The organism is Corynebacterium sp. MSK044, assembly GCF_030232825.1.
Classification (GTDB): domain Bacteria; phylum Actinomycetota; class Actinomycetes; order Mycobacteriales; family Mycobacteriaceae; genus Corynebacterium.
Genome location: NZ_JASPJJ010000001.1, coordinates 89,594 through 107,541, shown reverse-complemented (window position 1 = coordinate 107,541; position 17,948 = coordinate 89,594). Strand labels below are relative to the sequence as shown.

Below are 17,948 nucleotides of genomic sequence, written 5' to 3'. Positions count from 1 at the left end.
ACCATGACCCAGATCATTATGTCGGGGCTGATTAGCTTCCTAGTAGCGATCTTCACTACACCGCTGCTGATCCGTTACTTCACTTCAGCAGGCAAGGGCCAGGAGATCCGTGAGGATGGCCCGAAATCACACATCCGCAAACGCGGCACTCCGACGATGGGTGGCATTGCCATTTTGTTGGGCATCGTGGTTGCTTACCTCGCCGTCGGCTTTTGGGGCATGGCCACGGGGCACGGCGGGTTCACTGCGTCGGGTTTGCTTGTCTTGGGGCTCACCGTGGCTCTTGGCTTGTTGGGCTTTGCCGATGACGGCATCAAACTCTTTTTCAACCGCAACCTCGGTTTGAACAAGACGGCAAAGCTGGTTGGCCAGCTCGCTGTCGCCCTGTTGTTTGGTTTCCTGCTACTTCAGTTCCCAGACGAACAAGGCCTGACACCAGGTTCTACCCACGTGAGCTTCATCCGGGACATTGAGACGTTTGATATTGCCGTCGGTGGGGCAGTGGTGGGCACCATCTTGTTCCTCATCTTCATCTACTTCCTCATTGCCGCATGGTCCAATGCCGTGAACCTCACCGATGGGCTGGATGGCTTGGCTGCTGGTTCCACCGCGCTGGTGATGTTCGGGTACATGATCATGACGTTCTGGCAGTTCAGGAATTCTTGCTCTATTACCCCTGGCCCCGGCTGCTACGACGTCCGTGATCCGCTTGATCTGGCTGTTCTGTGCGCGGCTGGTCTTGGCGCCTGCGTTGGTTTCTTGTGGTGGAACGCTGCGCCAGCCAAGATCTTCATGGGTGATACCGGTTCTTTGGCGCTGGGTGGTCTGGTTGCTGGCGTGTCCATCACCAGCCGCACTGAGGTGCTCATGGTCATTGTTGGTGCGCTCTTTGTCATGGAGGCCGCGTCCGTGGTCATCCAGGTGGCGTCTTTCAAGACGACCGGCAAGCGCGTCTTCCGCATGGCCCCGTTCCACCACCACTTTGAAAACGGCGGGTGGGCAGAGACCACGGTGGTGGTTCGTTTCTGGCTCATCTGTGGCATTGCTGTTGCCCTTGGTCTGGCTATCTTCTACGGTGATTGGCTTTCTGCTACGGGAGTGAGCTTGGCATGACGCGCTACCTCATTGCCGGCGTTGGTGTTTCCGGCCAAGGCGCCACACATTTGCTCCAAGAAGCAGGGCTGTCTTTTGACATCGTTGATGATGATCCGGCTAAAACGGGCACGCTGCGTTCCAACGAGATTTCTTTTGCGGATTACGCCACGGTGGTGACATCCCCTGGGTGGCGTCCGGATTCACCGTTGCTTGTTGCAGCTAAGGAGGCTGGCTGCGAGGTCATCGGTGACGTTGAGCTTTGCTACCGGCTAGACCAACAAGGGGTTTTTGGCCCGCCCCGTGATTGGTTGGTAGTCACCGGCACGAATGGTAAAACCACCACGACCGGCATGTTGGCTGCAATCATGCAGGAGGCTTCGCACTACACGGGCAAGGATGCCGTTGCGTGCGGCAATATTGGTGTCGCCGTGGGCGATGCTTTGATCAGTGAGAAGCGGGCGGACGTCCTCGTCGCAGAGCTGTCCAGCTTCCAACTGCACTGGTCCGACCGCCTCACACCGGATGCTGCTGTGCTGCTCAATTTGGCGGATGATCACATCGATTGGCACGGCTCTTTTGAGGCCTACGCTGAGGCGAAGGCGAAGGTCTTCGCTGCATCCACGGCAGTTGCCGGGATTGACGACGAGCACGTGCGGGACTATGCGCCAGCTCATGCCATTGGGTTTACGGTGAATGAACCACAGGCAGGGCAAGTAGGCATTATTGACGGGAATATTGTCTCCCGCATCGGTGATACGCCAGTGAAGATCACTGCTATTGAGGGGATTGAACCTCCTGGACGTGCCGGGGTGCTCGACGCTCTTGCTGCATCTGCGATCGCGATTACCCGTGGTGCCACCCCGGAACAGATTGACCGGGCGCTGCATTCCTACGAGGTAGCAGGCCACCGCGGTGCTGTGGTGCTCGAAGACAGCGACAACAACATCGTCTGGATCGACAACTCCAAGGCAACCAACCCGCACGCGGCTGATTCCGCGTTGAAGGGCACGACCTCGAAGATTGTGTGGGTTGCTGGTGGACAATTGAAGGGGGCAGATATCTCCGACCTCATCAAGGACCACGGCGCGAAGTTTCGTGCGGTCGCCTTGTTGGGCGTTGATGGCCCAGCAATCAAAGAGGCTGTGGAGTCATACGCCCCGGATGTGCCTACCTTCTACACCGATTCGATTGATCCAGTTGAAGCGATGGAGCAGGTGGTGGATTTCGCCGCCACGCATGCTCGTCCTGGAGATGCGGTGATCCTTGCACCGGCTGCCGCAAGCTTGGATATGTACACCGGTATGGCACAACGCGGAAATCTATTTGCAGATGCTGCGCGCGCCACAAAGGAAAAAGCGAAACAATAGGGCAAAGTAGGCAACGATGACCACGACAGCCACATCAGCCACACGCGCTACACGGAACCAGTACTCCTCGGGCATGGCCCGCGCTCTGTCACGCCTTAACGCGTGGATGGACTCGCGCCCCCTCATTGATTACACGATGGTGCGCACCATCGTCCTTGTTCTCGCCGGTCTAGGCGTTGTCATGGTGACCAGTTCATCGATGACTTGGTCGGCGTTTAACGATGAATCAGTGTGGGCTCAGCCCCTCAAGCAAGCCATCGTTGTTGGAATGGGCCTATTTGCTTTTTGGGTTGCCCTGCAAATTCCGCCCGAAAAAATCCGTAACTTCGCTGCGGCATTCATGGGCGTGTCCATCCTCCTACTCATTCTCGTGCTTATCCCAGGTATTGGTACTGGCCGTGATGAAGTGGGCTCCCAGTCGTGGATCTACATCGCTGGTCTTCAGCTGCAGCCTTCTGAGATCGCCCGCGTGGCCATCTGTGTCTGGGGCGCGTCCATCCTGGCAAACAAGAACCCGCGGCAGATGCTCCAGCTGACCAATGGGTTTGCGCCATTCATTGGTGTGTCCATTGTCTGCATGGGCCTTATTGGTGCCCAAGGTGATCTGGGCATGATGGTGTCTTTTGCCATCGTGGTCGCATTCATCCTGCTGTTTGCTGGTGTGACGTGGAAGTTCATTGGTATCGTCGCAGGTTTTGGCGTGGCGTTGCTCATTCCCTTGATGGCTGCCGGTGGCTACCGTTCGGACCGTCTGCGGGTGTACGTTGATGCTCTCTTTGGACACTTTGAGGACACACGCGGTTCGGCTTTCCAGTCCTACCAAGGTTTCCTTTCCCTGGCTGATGGTTCTTTCTTTGGTGTCGGTCTGGGCCAGTCCCGTGCGAAGTGGTTCTACCTGCCGGAGGCAAAGAACGACTTCATTTTTGCGGTTATCGGCGAAGAGCTCGGCTTGTGGGGCGGTGCACTCGTTATCATCCTGTTTGCCCTTCTCTTGTTCTTTGGCTTGCGCACGGCACGCCGAGCACAAAATCAGTTCCAGGCTCTGCTGGCTGCGGCCATCACCACCGGTATCGTCTCGCAGGCGTTCATCAACATCGGGTATGTCATCGGTTTGCTGCCAGTGACTGGTATTCAGCTGCCGATGATTTCAGCCGGTGGTACCTCGGCCGTGATTACCCTTGGTGCGATGGGCTTGGTGGCATCTGTGGCGCGCCATGAGCCGGATGCAGTGTCCTTCATGCAGAACTATGGTCGCCCGCTGTTTGACCGTATGTTCTTCCTCGCGGAGCCCAAGGCGCCACGTCCTGCTGTGCGCCGAGGCCCGCGTCAAGCACCGCGCCGTGTCCGTGAAGCTCCAGTGCCGACCCCAGTCACCGCTCGCCGCCGTACGCAATACACTGACACCCGACGCGCAAGCTAGCTACGTAGAGGAGAAACGTGTCTTTCAACGTTGTTGTTGCTGGTGGTGGGACAGCTGGGCACATCGAACCGGCACTCGCTGTGGCAGAGGTGCTGCGTGATGAGTTCGGTGCTTCCGTCACTGCTCTAGGCACAGAGAAGGGATTGGAAACATCCATTATCCCCGCCCGTGGTTTTGAGCTTGATCTAGTGGACCCGGTGCCTATTCCACGGAAGCAACCCCTCAAGCTTCTTGGTGTTCCAGCCAAGCTAGTGAAGTCGGTGAATCAAACTCGTAAGGCGCTGAAGCAACGTCAGGCCAATGCGGTCTTTGGTACCGGCGGCTATGTTTCTGCTTCTGCCTACCTGGCAGCGAAGTCCCTAGGTATTCCTTTTTATGTTCTGGAAACCAACGCGTTAGCCGGCATGGCCAACAAGTTGGGTATCCGTCTTGGCGGAGTGGGCTTCAACGCGGTGCCCAATTCCGGTATGCCTGGCCAGGTCGTTGGCGTTCCTGTTCGTCCCGGTGTGGGCAAGGATGCAGATGGTGTGAAGGCGGAGCGGGGCTACAAGACGTGGAACCTTGATCCGCACAAGCCAACGGTGTTGGTCACCGGTGGTTCCCAAGGGGCCCGCAGTATTAATGAGGCGCTCTCCGGTGCCGTCGGCCGACTCACCGCAGCCGGATATCAGGTGCTTCATGCGTATGGCCGCAAGAATGATGCACCGGAACCACACAAGGGCTACACCGCGGTGCCGTACATCGAAGATATGGAAGCTGCGTATGCGGTGACCGATGTGGTTATTTGTCGCTCTGGTGCCATGACCGTCGCAGAGAATTCCGCTGCTGGCGTGCCTGCGATTTACATTCCGTTGCCGCATGGCAATGGTGAGCAAGGCCTGAATTCTGCGCACCTTGTTGAAGCAGGCGCTGCTATGCGTATCGACGACGCCGTGCTCACCCCCGATGCTCTCGTCGCCGCGGTCACGGAGATTCTTGGTGGCAAGGGCGAAGAAATGAAGCAAGCACTTTCCGGCACACAAGCTGGCAATGCGGCGCAAGCTATTGCCCGCCGCATCATGGGAAAGGATTCGTAGTGAGCGACCCAGTTGATCTTTCGCGCGTCCATTTGATTGGTATCGGTGGCGCTGGCATGTCCGGCGTGGCCCGCATCCTCCTTGATCGCGGAAGCGTGGTCACGGGTTCTGATGTGAAGGACTCACGCCCGGTACGCGCACTACGCACCCAAGGGGCGCTGATCGCCGTGGGCCATGATGAACAGAACTTGAATCTCGCAGGGGATCCGCCCACCGTTGTGGTGACCAGTTTTGCTGCCATTCCGAAAGACAATCCGGAACTTGTCAAAGCAGCTGAGCTAGGGATTCCGGTGATTCGTCGCTCAGATCTTCTGGGGGAGCTCATGGAGGGCTACACCCAGATGCTCTTCGCGGGCACGCACGGAAAGACCTCTACTACCTCTATGGCGGTTGTTGCTTTGCAGGCGGCAGGGGAGGACCCGTCCTTCGCCATTGGTGGGCAGCTCAATCGCGCCGGTACGAATGCTCACCACGGCAGCGGCAGTGTTTTCGTGGCCGAAGCAGATGAATCAGATGCGTCGCTGCTGCGCTACACGCCGGACATCGCCGTGATCACCAACATTGAACCGGATCACTTGGACTACTTCGGCGATGAGGCGTCCTACTTTCAGGTTTTCGATGATTTCGCCGACCGCATCACTGAGACCGGAACCCTCGTTGTGTGTCTGGATGATGAGGCGACGGCACAATGCGGTGAGCGTGCACTCGAGCGCGGGATCAACGTTGTTGGGTATGGCACGGTCACGCACCCACGGATTCCTAACCATGCTCGTGTGACCAGTGAGCGTTTGGAAAGCACCACGACGTTTGTCACTGTGGAGCTGAACGGCACTCTTTTCGAGTACTCGCTATCGATTCCGGGGCGCCATATGGTGCTCAATTCAGCCGCTGCACTGTTGGCAGGAAGCATTGCTGGAGCGGATCCAGTCAAGCTAGCTGAGGGGTTGTCTGGTTTCACCGGCGTGCGTCGTCGTTTTGAGTTCCGGGGTGAACTGCCTAGTGGCACGCGTGTTTATGACGATTATGCGCACCACCCAACAGAAGTCGCCGCGGTGCTCTCTGCAGCGAAGGCTGCACATGACCGCGTTGTGGTGTGTTTCCAGCCGCACTTGTACTCGCGGACTATCAATTTTGCACAGGAATTCGCTGATGCGCTTTCGCTCGCTGATGCGGCGGTTGTCCTTGATATTTTTGGTGCCCGCGAAACTCCAGTGGAAGGTGTTGATTCCCGCATCATCACCGACAAAATGAGCATTGAGGCTATCTATGATCCGGACTTTTCCCACGCACCGATATCGGTTGCGCAGGTGACTCGCCCTGGTGATGTGGTGATCACCATGGGTGCTGGCAGCGTAACTATGCTCGCAGAGCCACTTCTGGCTGCCCTCGCGGAGGCAGAACAGTGAAACGCGTAGTAGCAATCAGCGCTGCGGTCTTCATCACGCTCGCGGTGCTGTGGTCGGTGGTGTATTTCACCCCGCTCATGTCGGTGAAGCACATTGAGGTCGAAGGCAACATTCACATCAGCGAGGAGGATGCTGTTGCTGCCTCTGGTGTTCAATCAGGAACTCCACTTGCCCAGGTGAAACTTCGGGACGCCGCAGCGGGCGTTGTCTCCTTGCCTTGGGTGAAATCTGCTACCGCATCCCGAGGCTGGCCATCCACGATCAAGCTGACGGTGACGGAGAATGACGCAGTGGCGTTTTTCAACCAGCCAGACGGATCGCATTTGCTCGATGCGGAAGGCCGTGAGTTTGCAGTGGATGTCCCACCGGAAAATGCAGTGGAACTAACAGGCGCTGCCGGCACTGATGAATCGGTGCGTAAAGGGGCGGTTGACATCGCTGGTGTACTGAGTGATCAGGCGCGAGACAACGTCGAGTCGATCGAAGCGCATGGGAAACATGATTACGTGCTGCACGTGAAGGAAGGCCGGACTGTCACGTGGGGTGCGTCCGAAGACAACCGGAATAAGTCCCTGGCGCTTGAAGCTGTGCTGCAACGCGAAGGGACAGAGTTCAACATTACGAATCCTCAGTTGGTCACTGTCCGCTAAAACCCCAGGTCACAAACCCTAAAGTAGAGGTTGAGGGTACCGACACGCCGGAAAAATTCGCCGAATTTTGCATTCGGTTGGTCATGATGGGAGGCGTTGTCCGAATTTTTGAGAAAGAACCCTGAAAGGCGAGCCCCATCCATGACCTCTCCTAGCAATTACCTCGCCATGATCCGTGTCGTCGGTGTCGGTGGCGGTGGCGTCAACGCTGTTAACCGCATGATCGAGGAGGGCCTGAAGGGTGTTGAGTTTGTAGCTATCAACACTGATTCCCAGGCACTGCTGTTCACTGATGCTGATACGAAGCTGGATATCGGCCGTGAAGCAACCCGTGGCCTTGGTGCTGGCGCTAACCCGGAGGTTGGCCGCACCTCCGCTGAGGACCACAAGCAGGAGATTGAGGAGTCCCTGAAGGGTTCCGACATGGTGTTCGTCACCGCTGGCGAAGGTGGTGGCACCGGTACGGGTGCTGCGCCGGTTGTTGCTGGTATTGCGAAGAAGATGGGTGCTCTCACCATCGGTGTTGTCACCCGTCCGTTCTCCTTTGAGGGCAAGCGCCGTACCCGCCAGGCGCTGGAGGGCATTGAGAACCTGAAGGAAGTTTGCGACACCGTCATCGTCATTCCGAATGACCGTCTGCTTCAGCTGGGTGACGCTGAGCTGTCCATGATGGAAGCGTTCCGCGCTGCGGATGAGGTGCTGTACAACGGTGTCCAGGGCATCACCAACCTCATCACCATCCCGGGCATGATCAACGTTGACTTCGCTGACGTCCGCTCTGTTATGGCTGATGCTGGTTCCGCTCTCATGGGCGTTGGCTCCGCACGTGGTGATAACCGTGTGATGGCTGCTACTGAGCAGGCCATCAACTCCCCGCTGTTGGAGACCACGATGGAGGGCGCCAAGGGTGTGCTCATTTCTGTCGCGGGTGGTTCGGACCTGGGCCTCATGGAAGTCAACAACGCCGCATCTATCGTCGAGGAGAAGGCCGACGATGACGCCAACATCATCTTCGGCACGATCATCGATGACAACCTGGGTGATGAGGTCCGCGTGACCATCATCGCGACTGGTTTCGATGAGAAGGCAAATGCCCGCCCCGAGGAGGAAGCGCCGGCACCGTCCACGGGCAGCTCCCTCTTTGATGCTGAGCCAAAGTCCGAACTGAACAGTGACGACGAGGATGATAAGGCAGAAGAGAATCCGGCGGACAAGCGAGTGGAGTACACGCCGCGCCACCGTTATGACGACAAGCGTGGCGGCCTGTTCACCAACTCGGAGAGTGAGTCCCGCGAGTCCCGTGACTCCGAGCCGTACCGCTCAGCTCGACGTGATGTGGAGGACCTTGACGTCCCAGACTTCCTGCGTTAATGAACACCACTGATACCTCCAAGCGCCCCGTCCGCATGGCTTTTACTAACCGTGCGGCGGGGAATCTTGCTTCTCACGTTGGGGATAATCCGGCCACGGTCGCAGCGAACCGCCAACGTCTCGCGGATGTGTTCGGGCTCAAGCCAGAGCAGTTCGTGTGGATGGAGCAGTTGCATACGAATGCGGTAACCGTCGTCGATAAGCAACAAGATGCTCCGGTTGCAGCGACCGATGCCATCGTGACCACCGCGGAGTTCCTTGTTTTGTGCGTGCTCGTCGCGGACTGCGTGCCGGTTCTCTTGGCTGATCCGCACGCAAAGGTCATCGCCGCAGTACATGCTGGCCGCATTGGTGCGCGCAACGGCATTGTGAAAAACACAGTCGAAGAAATGGTGAAGCTGGGCGCCACCCCGGGAACTATCAACGCGCTGTTGGGCCCGGCTGCCGCGGGGGAGTCCTACGAGGTGCCCCGGCAGATGGCCGAGGATGTGGAGAAACATCTGCCTGGCTCGAAAACCCGCACTAGGAAGGGCACGCCCGGAATTGACGTTCGCGCGGGGATTATCCACCAACTCATGTCACTCGGCGTGATGCATGTTGAAGTGCATCCGGCTGACACGATTACAGATGACACTTTTTTCTCCTACCGGCGCGAGAAAGAAACTGGCCGCCAGGCAGGCATTGTCTGGTTGGCAGGGGATAAATAATGGATCGTTTAACGGAACTGAAAACCAACCTGGACACCATCACGCGCGAAGTGCGTGAAGCCGAGCAGAAGGCTGGCCGCGAACCCGGCAGTGTCACTATTTTGCCGGTGACCAAGTTTCATCCCGCGGAAGATATTGCTCTGCTTGCGCAGCTCGGTGTCACCATGGTGGGGGAGAACCGCGAACAAGAAGCGAAGCAGAAGAAAGCGGAGCTGGGCGACCTCATTGACATCGCCATGATCGGCCAGATTCAAACCAAGAAAGCGAATTCTGTGACGCGGTGGGCCAGTTCCGTCCACTCACTCGACTCCATCAAACTTGCGCGCGCACTCAACCGTGGCATGGATAATGCGGAGCGCACCGAACCGCTGCCATGCCTCATTCAGCTCTCCTTTGACGATGATGCCAACCGTGGCGGCGTCGCACGGGAAGATCTTCCCGCTCTCATCGAGGAAGTCGCGGAGCTAGAGAATCTGCTTATCGACGGCTTCATGGTCGTCCCCCCAATCGGCGAGGATCCGGTGCCGGTCTTTGAGACGTCGAAAAGCATTGCGATGCATTACGAAAACGAACTTGGCCGAACGATGAAACTATCCGCCGGCATGTCCGCAGATTTTGTGGATGCGATTGCGTGTGGGTCTGACATCGTGCGTGTCGGAACCAAGCTGCTTGGAACACGACCCGTACTCTAAAAATCAACCATAAACCGCCCGCGAACAGGAGACCTAACCCCCATGTCTTTCTCCAACAGCCTGAAGGAATTCTTCGGTCTCGGCCAGTACGATCCGTCAGTCGACCCCTACTACGACGACCCAGCATACGAGGAGGCCGGCACTTCTTACAGCCGTACTCCCCGCGACTACTCCGCAGCCATCATCAGTGTCCGTCCGCGCGATTACAACGACGCGAAGGAGATCGGCGAGCCGTTCCGCGACGGTGACGCAGTGGTCATGGACCTGTCTTCTGTGGATCGTCCGACCGCGATGCGTCTGATCGACTTTGCTGCAGGCCTTTGCTTCGCGGCACGCGGCAAGATGCACAAGCTGTCGCGCACCGGGGATGATCAGCTGGTCTTCGCTATCGTTCCGGAAAACGCACGCACCACTGTGGGTGAGCTGGAGCGTGCAGCTCACCTGCGTTAGGGTGTATTGCCGTGACTATGATCGGCGCTATTCTTTATGCTCTCATTGGGCTGTACACCTTCATGGTGATTGTCCGGCTCATCATTGAGATGATCCAGTCATTCTCCAAACATTTTTCTCCGCCACGCTGGTTCATGGTTATCGCGGAATTCTTCTTTGTCACCACGGACCCGCCACTCCGACTCCTTCGTCGCTTCATCCCGCCGCTCCCATTGGGCGGGGTGGCGCTCGATGTCAGTGTGATTGTGCTGTTCATCGCACTGATGCTGTTGAGTGCCGTGGTGCGTCTCAGTTTTGGAATCTAGACTGTTTGGATGATTCACCCTCGGGTTCACGTTGAGGGTGAGTATGCTGTGGGCTAAGATTTACCTAGCTATTTCGTAGCCATCGTCCATCTACCAATGAAAAGACGTGCTTCAAGCACATCTATCCGAAGGGAACTCACATGCCGCTGACACCAGCAGACGTGCACAATGTCGCTTTCAGCAAGCCGCCAATTGGCAAGCGCGGTTACAACGAGGACGAGGTTGATCAGTTCCTGGACCTCGTGGAAGACACTCTTGCCCAACTGCAGGACGAGAACGATGAACTTCGTGCTCGCCTGGAAGAAGGTGGGGCTCCGACGGCAGAGAAGGTAGATGAGGCTGCTATCCGCCGTGAGGTGGAGGAGAAGCTGCGCAAGGAGTATGAGGCCCGCATTGAGCGCGCTGAGAACGAGGCAAAGAAGGCCAAGGAAGCTCAGCCGAAGGTCGCTGCAGCTGCAGCACCAGCTCCGCAGGCTGACACCAGTGACGCCAACGTCCAGGCCGCGCGCGTCCTTGGTCTGGCGCAGGAGACCGCTGATCGTCTGACCAACGAGGCACAGGAAGAAGCCCGTCGCCTGGTTGCGCAGGCACAGACGGACGCGAATTCTCAGGTAGCAGAAGCAGAGAAGAATGCAACTGTTACCACCAAGAACGCTGAGCAGAAGGCCAACCAGCTGGTGGCTGAGGCACAGCGCAAGGCTGAGGAGACCACGAACGAGGCTAACTCCCGTGCTGAGGCTTCCATCCGTAAGGCCGAAGAACAGGCGGCACAGCTGCGCTCTGACGCTGAGCGCAAGCACACCGAAATCATGACCACGGTGAGGCAGCAGCAGTCTGCCTTGGAGGCACGTATCGCTGAGCTGCGTACCTTCGAGCGTGAGTACCGCACCCGTCTGAAGACTCTGCTGGAGTCCCAGCTGGAGGAGCTGGAGACGCGAGGTTCTTCCGCACCGTCTGGTGAACAGAAGTAACACAATGTGTTTGACCCGCCCGAAAGGGCGGGTATTTTTTTGTGCGCTACACTGTCTACTGTCCAACTATCACGCAGTGATCCGGCTATCACCGGGGAGCGTTCCGGAAGAACGGCGCAAGCTCATTAGAACCGGAAAATCCACTAATGAAGTGGGGGACTTTTATGTCCCCAAGCGGGGTGGTACCGCGCGAGTGATCGCGTCCCCGCGGCTGAAGTGGAGGATTCATGGAAAACACAGCCCGCGTGTACCCGAAGGTGGACATGACCGGGGGGTCGCAGAAGTTCCCTGAAATGGAGCAAATCGTCCTTGATTACTGGAAGCAGGACGATACGTTCCAGGCCAGCCTGAAAAACCGTGAGGGCAAGGAGGAATACGTCTTCAATGACGGCCCGCCTTTTGCTAACGGTCTGCCGCACTACGGCCACCTTCTGACGGGCTACGTGAAGGACATTGTTCCGCGTTTCCGCACCATGACCGGCTACCATGTGCCGCGCGTGTTTGGTTGGGACTGCCACGGTCTGCCTGCTGAGCTGGAAGCAGAGAAACAGCTGGGCATCACCGACAAGGCTCAGATCCAGGACATGGGGCTGGCCAAGTTCAATGAGTACTGTGCCCAGTCCGTCATGCACTATGCCGGCGAGTGGGAGGACTATGTCACCCGCCAGGCACGTTGGGTTGATTTTGAAAACGGCTACAAGACCATGGACATCGAGTACATGGAATCCGTCATGTGGGCGTTCAAGACCCTCTACGACAAGGGCTTGATCTACCAAGGCTTCCGTGTTCTGCCGTATTCGTGGGCTGAGCACACTCCGTTGTCCAACCAGGAGACGCGTCTGGATGATTCCTATAAGGAACGCCAGGACCCGACGGTGACCGTGACGTTGCCGCTCACCGGCGCACGTGAGGGCTTCCCGGCGGTAAAGACGTGGGAGAACCACCCGGAGCTCCATACTGCTGAGGCACTCGCTTGGACGACGACGCCGTGGACTCTGCCGTCCAACCTTGCTCTCGCGGTTGGCCCGGAGATCGAGTACTCCCTGATCCGCGTCACCGAGGGTGATTTCACCGGTCGCACCTTCCTCATCGCCACCGCGCTCATCGGCTCCTACGCGAAGGAACTGGGTGAGCATGAGGTCGTGTCCACCTTCCAGGGCAGCGAACTAGAAGGTCTCATCTACAAGCCGGTCTTTGACTACTTTGCTGATCAGCCGAACGCGTTCATGGTCCTGGTCGCTGATTACGTGTCTACGGAAGACGGCACCGGTATCGTCCACCAGGCCCCGGCCTTTGGTGAGGACGACATGATCACGTGCGAAAAGTACGGCATTGACCTGGTCATCCCCGTTGACGCTGATGGCAAATTCACCAGCCTCGTTCCTGATTACCAGGGCAAGCTCGTCTTTGATGCGAACCGAGACATCATCCGTGATCTGCGCGCAGCTGACCGCGTCCTGCAGGACAAGGTCATTGTTCACTCCTACCCGCACTCTTGGCGTTCGGGTGAGCCGCTGATCTACATGGCGCTGCCAGCATGGTTTGTCAAGGTTGTGGACATCCGTGACCGCATGGTGGAGCTCAACCAGACCATCGACTGGTTTCCTAGCCACGTGCGTGACGGCCAGTTTGGTAAGTGGCTTGAGGGCGCACGGGATTGGAATATTTCCCGTACCCGTTACTGGGGTTCGCCGGTTCCGGCATGGGTGTCTGACAACCCGGAGTACCCGCGCGTAGATGTGTATGGCTCCCTCGATGAGCTGGAGAACGACTTCGGTGTTCGCCCTGAATCCTTGCACCGCCCGTACATCGATGAGCTGGTGCGCCCGAACCCGGATGATCCGACGGGTCAGTCCATGATGCGCCGTGTACCGGATGTCCTGGACTGCTGGTTTGAGTCCGGCTCCATGCCGTTTGCGCAGTACCACTACCCGTTTGAGAACGTCGAGGAGCACGACGTGCGCCAGCCGGCAGACTTCATCGTGGAGTACTCCGGCCAGAGCCGTGGTTGGTTCTACGTCCAGCACGTGCTGGCAACCGCCCTGTTTGACCGTGTCGCGTATAAGCAGGTTGTCGCCCATGGCATCGTCCTGGGCTCGGACGGCCAGAAGATGTCTAAGTCCAAGGGCAATTACCCGAACGTGAACGAGGTCTTTGACCGCGATGGTTCTGACGCGATGCGTTGGTTCCTCATGTCCAGCCCGATCCTGCGTGGTGGCAACCTCATTGTGACGGAGCAAGGCATCCGTGACGGTGTCCGCCAGGCAATCCTGCCACTGTGGAATGCGTACTCCTTCCTGCAGCTGTACGCGGACAGGGAGGCGGAGTTCTCCACCGAGTCCACGAATGTGCTTGACCGCTACATCCTGGCCAAGCTGCATGACATGGTGGATAACACCAAGAAGGCGCTCGATGCCACGGACATCTCCGGCGCATGCGAGGAGGTTCGACTGTTCGCGGACACCCTGACCAACTGGTACGTGCGCCGCTCCCGTGATCGTTTCTGGGCTGGCCAGGACGAGCACCCGGAGGCATTCAACACCTTGTACACGGTGCTGGAGATCCTGTGCCGTGCAACCGCACCGCTGTTGCCATTCATCTCTGAGGTGATGTGGCGTGGTCTGACCGGTGGGCGAAGCGTGCACCTGCAGGACTACCCGGAGGCACAGAACATTCCGGCTGATAATGCTCTGGTGGCATCCATGGACGCCACCCGCGCGGTGTGCTCCGCAGCATCGTCTGTGCGTAAGTCCAACAAGCTGCGTAACCGTCTTCCGTTGCCACAGCTCACGGTTGCTTTGCCGGATGCGGACTCCCTGGAGAACTTCCAGGACGTCATCCGTGATGAGGTCAACGTGAAGAATGTGGAGCTCACCACCGATGTGGACGCAGCTGGGTCCTTCGAAGTTGTGGTCAACGCTAAAGTCGCTGGACCAACCCTGGGCAAGGACGTGCAGCGTGCCATCAAGAACGTCAAGGCTGGCAACTACGTCCGTGAGGGCGACAACGTGGTAGTCGATGGTGACATTGTTCTCACCCCGGAGCTCTACACCGAGCGCCTCGTGGCGGAGAACCCCGATAGCACCGCCCGCGTGGACGCTGGTGAGGCCGTGGGTCTGGTTGTCCTGGACACCAACGTCACTGAGGAGCTCGAATCCGAGGGTTGGGCAGCGGATGTCATCCGTGGCCTGCAGGATGCCCGCAAGCAGGAAGGCCTTGAAGTCTCCGACCGCATCTCCGTGGTCCTGTCCGTTCCGGCGGACAAGGAGCAGTGGGCACGCACTCACGCCGATAACATTGCTGCGGAGACCCTGGCCACATCCTTCGAAGTGGTCACCGAACCGGTCGCTGGCCACGACGTGGTCGACGGTGTGACTGCGAGCGTGCAGAAGAACTAGAGGTATGTCTCGCTGGGTGTTGCACATTGACATGGACGCGTTCTACGCGTCCTGTGAGCAGCTCACCCGGCCGACTCTCAAGGGCCGCCCCGTGCTCGTCGCTGGTGTGACGGGCAGGGGAGTGGTCGCTGGTGCTTCCTATGAAGCACGCAAATACGGCGCGCGTTCCGCGATGCCCACGTATCGGGCGGTGAGATTAGTAGGTTCCAAAGCCGTCCTTGTCGCCCCGCGTCGTGCTGTGTATTCCACGGCGTCGCGCCGGGTGTTTGAGATCATTGCCCGCCATGTTGATGTGGTGGAGCAGCTCTCCATCGATGAGGCGTTCATGGAGCCCGCACACCTCCAGGGTGCTGCCCCGGAGGATGTTGAGCAGTGGGCGAATCAGCTCCGTGAAGCAATCCGGGAGGAAACAGGCCTGCCCAGTTCCATCGGGGCAGGCACGGGCAAGCAGTGCGCAAAGATTGCCTCTGGCCTGGCTAAACCGGACGGTGTCTTTATTATTCCGCGCAGCCGACAGAAGGATATTCTGCATCCACTTCCCGTCAATGAACTGTGGGGCGTTGGCCCCGTCACGGGCGCGAAACTCACCAACGCGGGTGTTGAAACCATTGGGGACTTCGCACAACTCACGGAGAAAGAGGTGGATATTGCGCTTGGGGGTGCCGTGGCAAAGCAACTCTGGCAACTCGCGCGCGGTACTGATGAACGGCCCGTCGCCCCACGTGCGGAAGCCAAGCAAATCTCCGCGGAGCACACGTATCCGACTGATTTGACCACCACTGCGGAAGTGGAGGCCGCTATCAGGCGCGCGGCGAGTGAGTCTCATCGTCGATTGCTTATCGACGGTCGCGGCGCCCGCACCGTCACCGTCAAACTCAAACTGACTGACTTCCGGATTGAATCCCGTTCTATGACGTTGCCGTATGCGACGGATGATGCAGACACTCTCACCGCAGCCGCTTTCAAAATCGCCCGTTACCCGGATGAAGTAGGCCCGATCCGCCTGGTAGGAGTAAGTTTCTCCGGCCTTGAGTCCATCATGCAGGACACTCTTTTCCCGGAACTGGACCAGGAGATCACACCCCACCAAGTGATCCCGGAAGAAACCGGTGTGTCTGACCTGCCTGATGTAGTCGCGCCCATACCTGAACCGACACAGACAGAACAGACAGAATCGGGTTGGCGCGCTACCCAAGATGTCATCCACCCGGAGTACGGGCATGGTTGGGTCCAGGGCACGGGCCACGGCTTTGTCACCGTGCGCTTTGAAACCCGCGCGACAGGCCCCGGCAAAGTGGTCAACCTGCGCGTGGACGATCCGGACCTTAAGCCGGGCGACCCGATTGATTCGTTGGCGTGGGACGACTGGTTGGAACGCTAAAACGAGCGATCAACCCACCGCCATTCCGTGGGGCAAGCTCCAGTTTCCCACCGTGTGAAGTCGCAATACTGTCCGTCAGCGTGAGCCCCAAACCATGACCAGATCCAGTGAAGGGCTCTACAAACGTGGCCACATCCTCCGCCGTCAATACTGACCCGGAACTCTCCACCGTCACGGTGGCCATCCCATCACACACATTCAGCGCACCCGCGACATACTCCCCGTGCGTGTGCGCATTACGAACCAGGTTGGACACAGCGTGCTGCAACAACACCGGATCACCCGTGACGGTGACTGACTCCGCATCAATCCCACAGTCACGACAAATAGCGCCAAAATCATTCGCATCAACCGTGGGCATTTCTGCACGGGCGAGATCCAGTAGCGCGGTCACAGTCTTCGCGTTACCGGCATTGACCTCACGGATTCGTGTCAATGCCTCACGTAAGTCGCTGTCATCTTCGCCTGCCAAAGCCACATCCGCGATGGTTTGAATAGTGGAGATCGGGGTTTTCAATTCATGGGAGGCATTCGCGGAGAAACGTTTCTGTGCGGTGATGGAATCCGCCAGCGTATCCAGCATGGTGTCCAGTGCCTTCGACACATCCCCGAGCTCATCAGCCACACCGGAATAACCTGTGCGCTCCTTCATGTCGCCGGCGGTCACTTTGCGCGCAGTCGAAGCAATCGAGGACAGCGGCGTGATCACCCACCCGGCCACGAACCAACCGATGACGCCGGCAAGCACCGTCAACACCAGCAGACTCACCAAGGAAGCGGTCAGCATCGCGCGCAGAATTTCACTGGTGACCGGCACCGCACCGTCGATCACCGCTGAGTCCGGGAACTCAGCACGGAAGGGGACCGGCGTTAGTTTCAGGTAGCCGTAGACCAGCGCGATGAGCGCGAGGCCCACCGAAGCCGTAGTGGCCACGAACATTGCTGTGATGCGGGAACGTAGACTCATTTGACGTAGTACCCCTCACCAGGTCGAGTGAAAATTACTTGTGGCTCGCCGAGTTTCTTCCGCAGATAAGAAATGGTCACGCGCGGTGAATTAGTAAACGGATCTGCATTCTCATCCCAGGCCTGCTCCAACAGTTCCTCCGCTGAGAGCACCGCGCCACCGGCTTCCATGAGCACTTCCAACACCGCGAATTCTTTCGGACTGAGGGCAATCTCTGTTTCTCCCCGCATCACGCGCCGTCGCACGGTATCCATCCGGACATCACCAGCCACCAAAACAGAATCACGCTTCGGGGAATTCCGCCTACCCAGTGCAGCCACGCGTGCGATGAGTTCGGGTAGCTCAAACGGCTTTGGCAGATAGTCATCCGCGCCCAAGTCAAACCCACTCAGCCGATCATCGAGGGTGCCAGACGCCGTCAACATCAGCACACGGATGTGAGGGTAATCGGACACGATGCGCGCACAGACCTCATCACCGTGCACGCCTGGCAGGTCACGGTCCAGCACCACGACGTCGATGCCGCCGCCGGAACTTTCAAGTTTTTCTACGGCCGCGGTGCCGTCGTAAAGCACATCCGCCCGCATTCCCTCCCTGGTCAGGGCGGTGTGCAATGCGTCGGCGAGATAAACCTCGTCTTCAACGATGAGTACATGAGGGGACATGAAAAATGATCTTAACGCTCTCGCAAC

16 protein-coding genes are annotated in these 17,948 nt (G+C 58.2%); 14 read left to right on the top strand and 2 right to left on the bottom strand.

The features are described 5' to 3' along the window. The first annotated feature begins 3 nt into the window (after window positions 1-3). The 14 genes from mraY (at window position 4) to QP994_RS00440 (ending at window position 16,289) form a co-directional block, all read left to right on the top strand. Complete coding sequence (mraY, locus tag QP994_RS00505) at window positions 4-1,113, top strand: phospho-N-acetylmuramoyl-pentapeptide-transferase (protein ID WP_284854517.1); 1,110 nt, start codon at window positions 4-6, stop codon at window positions 1,111-1,113. Continuing rightward, entirely contained in the window at window positions 1,110-2,462 is a 1,353-nt protein-coding gene (gene murD, locus QP994_RS00500; RefSeq protein WP_284854518.1) for a UDP-N-acetylmuramoyl-L-alanine--D-glutamate ligase, read from the top strand. Before mraY ends, murD begins: the two co-directional genes overlap by 4 nt. 16 nt (window positions 2,463-2,478) lie before the next feature. Next, the gene (locus QP994_RS00495; RefSeq protein WP_284864989.1) at window positions 2,479-3,882 is read left to right on the top strand and encodes an FtsW/RodA/SpoVE family cell cycle protein; all 1,404 of its coding nucleotides are present in this window, start codon (window positions 2,479-2,481) and stop codon (window positions 3,880-3,882) included. A gap of 17 nt (window positions 3,883-3,899) precedes the next feature. Beyond that, the gene (locus QP994_RS00490; RefSeq protein WP_284864988.1) at window positions 3,900-4,958 is read left to right on the top strand and encodes a UDP-N-acetylglucosamine--N-acetylmuramyl-(pentapeptide) pyrophosphoryl-undecaprenol N-acetylglucosamine transferase; all 1,059 of its coding nucleotides are present in this window, start codon (window positions 3,900-3,902) and stop codon (window positions 4,956-4,958) included. Then, window positions 4,958-6,364, top strand: coding sequence for a UDP-N-acetylmuramate--L-alanine ligase (murC, locus tag QP994_RS00485; RefSeq protein ID WP_284864987.1), 1,407 nt, complete (start codon window positions 4,958-4,960; stop codon window positions 6,362-6,364). Before QP994_RS00490 ends, murC begins: the two co-directional genes overlap by 1 nt. Beyond that, the gene (locus tag QP994_RS00480; protein ID WP_284864986.1) at window positions 6,361-7,014 is read left to right on the top strand and encodes a cell division protein FtsQ/DivIB; all 654 of its coding nucleotides are present in this window, start codon (window positions 6,361-6,363) and stop codon (window positions 7,012-7,014) included. Before murC ends, QP994_RS00480 begins: the two co-directional genes overlap by 4 nt. Before the next feature lie 141 nt (window positions 7,015-7,155). Further along, entirely contained in the window at window positions 7,156-8,385 is a 1,230-nt protein-coding gene (gene ftsZ, locus QP994_RS00475) for a cell division protein FtsZ (protein ID WP_284854523.1), read from the top strand. After that, on the top strand, window positions 8,385-9,092 hold the full coding sequence (gene pgeF / locus QP994_RS00470; protein WP_284864985.1) for a peptidoglycan editing factor PgeF: 708 nt from the start codon (window positions 8,385-8,387) through the stop codon (window positions 9,090-9,092). The genes ftsZ and pgeF overlap by 1 nt, the downstream gene beginning before the upstream one ends. After that, a complete protein-coding gene (locus tag QP994_RS00465) occupies window positions 9,092-9,784 on the top strand; it encodes a YggS family pyridoxal phosphate-dependent enzyme (RefSeq protein ID WP_284864984.1) in 693 nt (230 codons plus the stop codon). Before pgeF ends, QP994_RS00465 begins: the two co-directional genes overlap by 1 nt. Before the next feature lie 42 nt (window positions 9,785-9,826). Beyond that, window positions 9,827-10,234, top strand: a complete 408-nt coding sequence (locus tag QP994_RS00460) for a cell division protein SepF (protein ID WP_284854526.1) — start codon at window positions 9,827-9,829, stop codon at window positions 10,232-10,234. A 17-nt stretch (window positions 10,235-10,251) separates the two neighbouring features. After that, window positions 10,252-10,539: a YggT family protein gene (locus QP994_RS00455; protein WP_284854826.1), complete on the top strand. Its 288-nt coding sequence runs from the start codon at window positions 10,252-10,254 to the stop codon at window positions 10,537-10,539. A 140-nt stretch (window positions 10,540-10,679) separates the two neighbouring features. Further along, complete coding sequence (wag31, locus tag QP994_RS00450) at window positions 10,680-11,510, top strand: DivIVA-like cell division protein Wag31 (RefSeq protein WP_284854528.1); 831 nt, start codon at window positions 10,680-10,682, stop codon at window positions 11,508-11,510. Window positions 11,511-11,737: 227 nt separating this feature from the next. Then, complete coding sequence (gene ileS, locus QP994_RS00445) at window positions 11,738-14,908, top strand: isoleucine--tRNA ligase (protein ID WP_284864983.1); 3,171 nt, start codon at window positions 11,738-11,740, stop codon at window positions 14,906-14,908. A 4-nt stretch (window positions 14,909-14,912) separates the two neighbouring features. Beyond that, window positions 14,913-16,289 carry a DNA polymerase IV gene (locus QP994_RS00440; RefSeq protein WP_284864982.1) on the top strand — a complete coding sequence of 459 codons (1,377 nt, stop codon included), beginning with the start codon at window positions 14,913-14,915 and terminating at the stop codon, window positions 16,287-16,289. Here the strand turns inward: QP994_RS00440 and QP994_RS00435 are convergent. Both QP994_RS00435 and QP994_RS00430 read right to left on the bottom strand, forming a co-directional pair. Beyond that, window positions 16,234-17,256 carry a sensor histidine kinase gene (locus tag QP994_RS00435; protein WP_284864981.1) on the bottom strand — a complete coding sequence of 341 codons (1,023 nt, stop codon included), beginning with the start codon at window positions 17,254-17,256 and terminating at the stop codon, window positions 16,234-16,236. The two genes, QP994_RS00440 and QP994_RS00435, sit on opposite strands and share 56 nt — an antisense overlap. After that, on the bottom strand, window positions 17,253-17,921 hold the full coding sequence (locus QP994_RS00430) for a response regulator transcription factor (protein WP_284864980.1): 669 nt from the start codon (window positions 17,919-17,921) through the stop codon (window positions 17,253-17,255). The genes QP994_RS00435 and QP994_RS00430 overlap by 4 nt, the downstream gene beginning before the upstream one ends. Window positions 17,922-17,948: the final 27 nt, after the last annotated feature.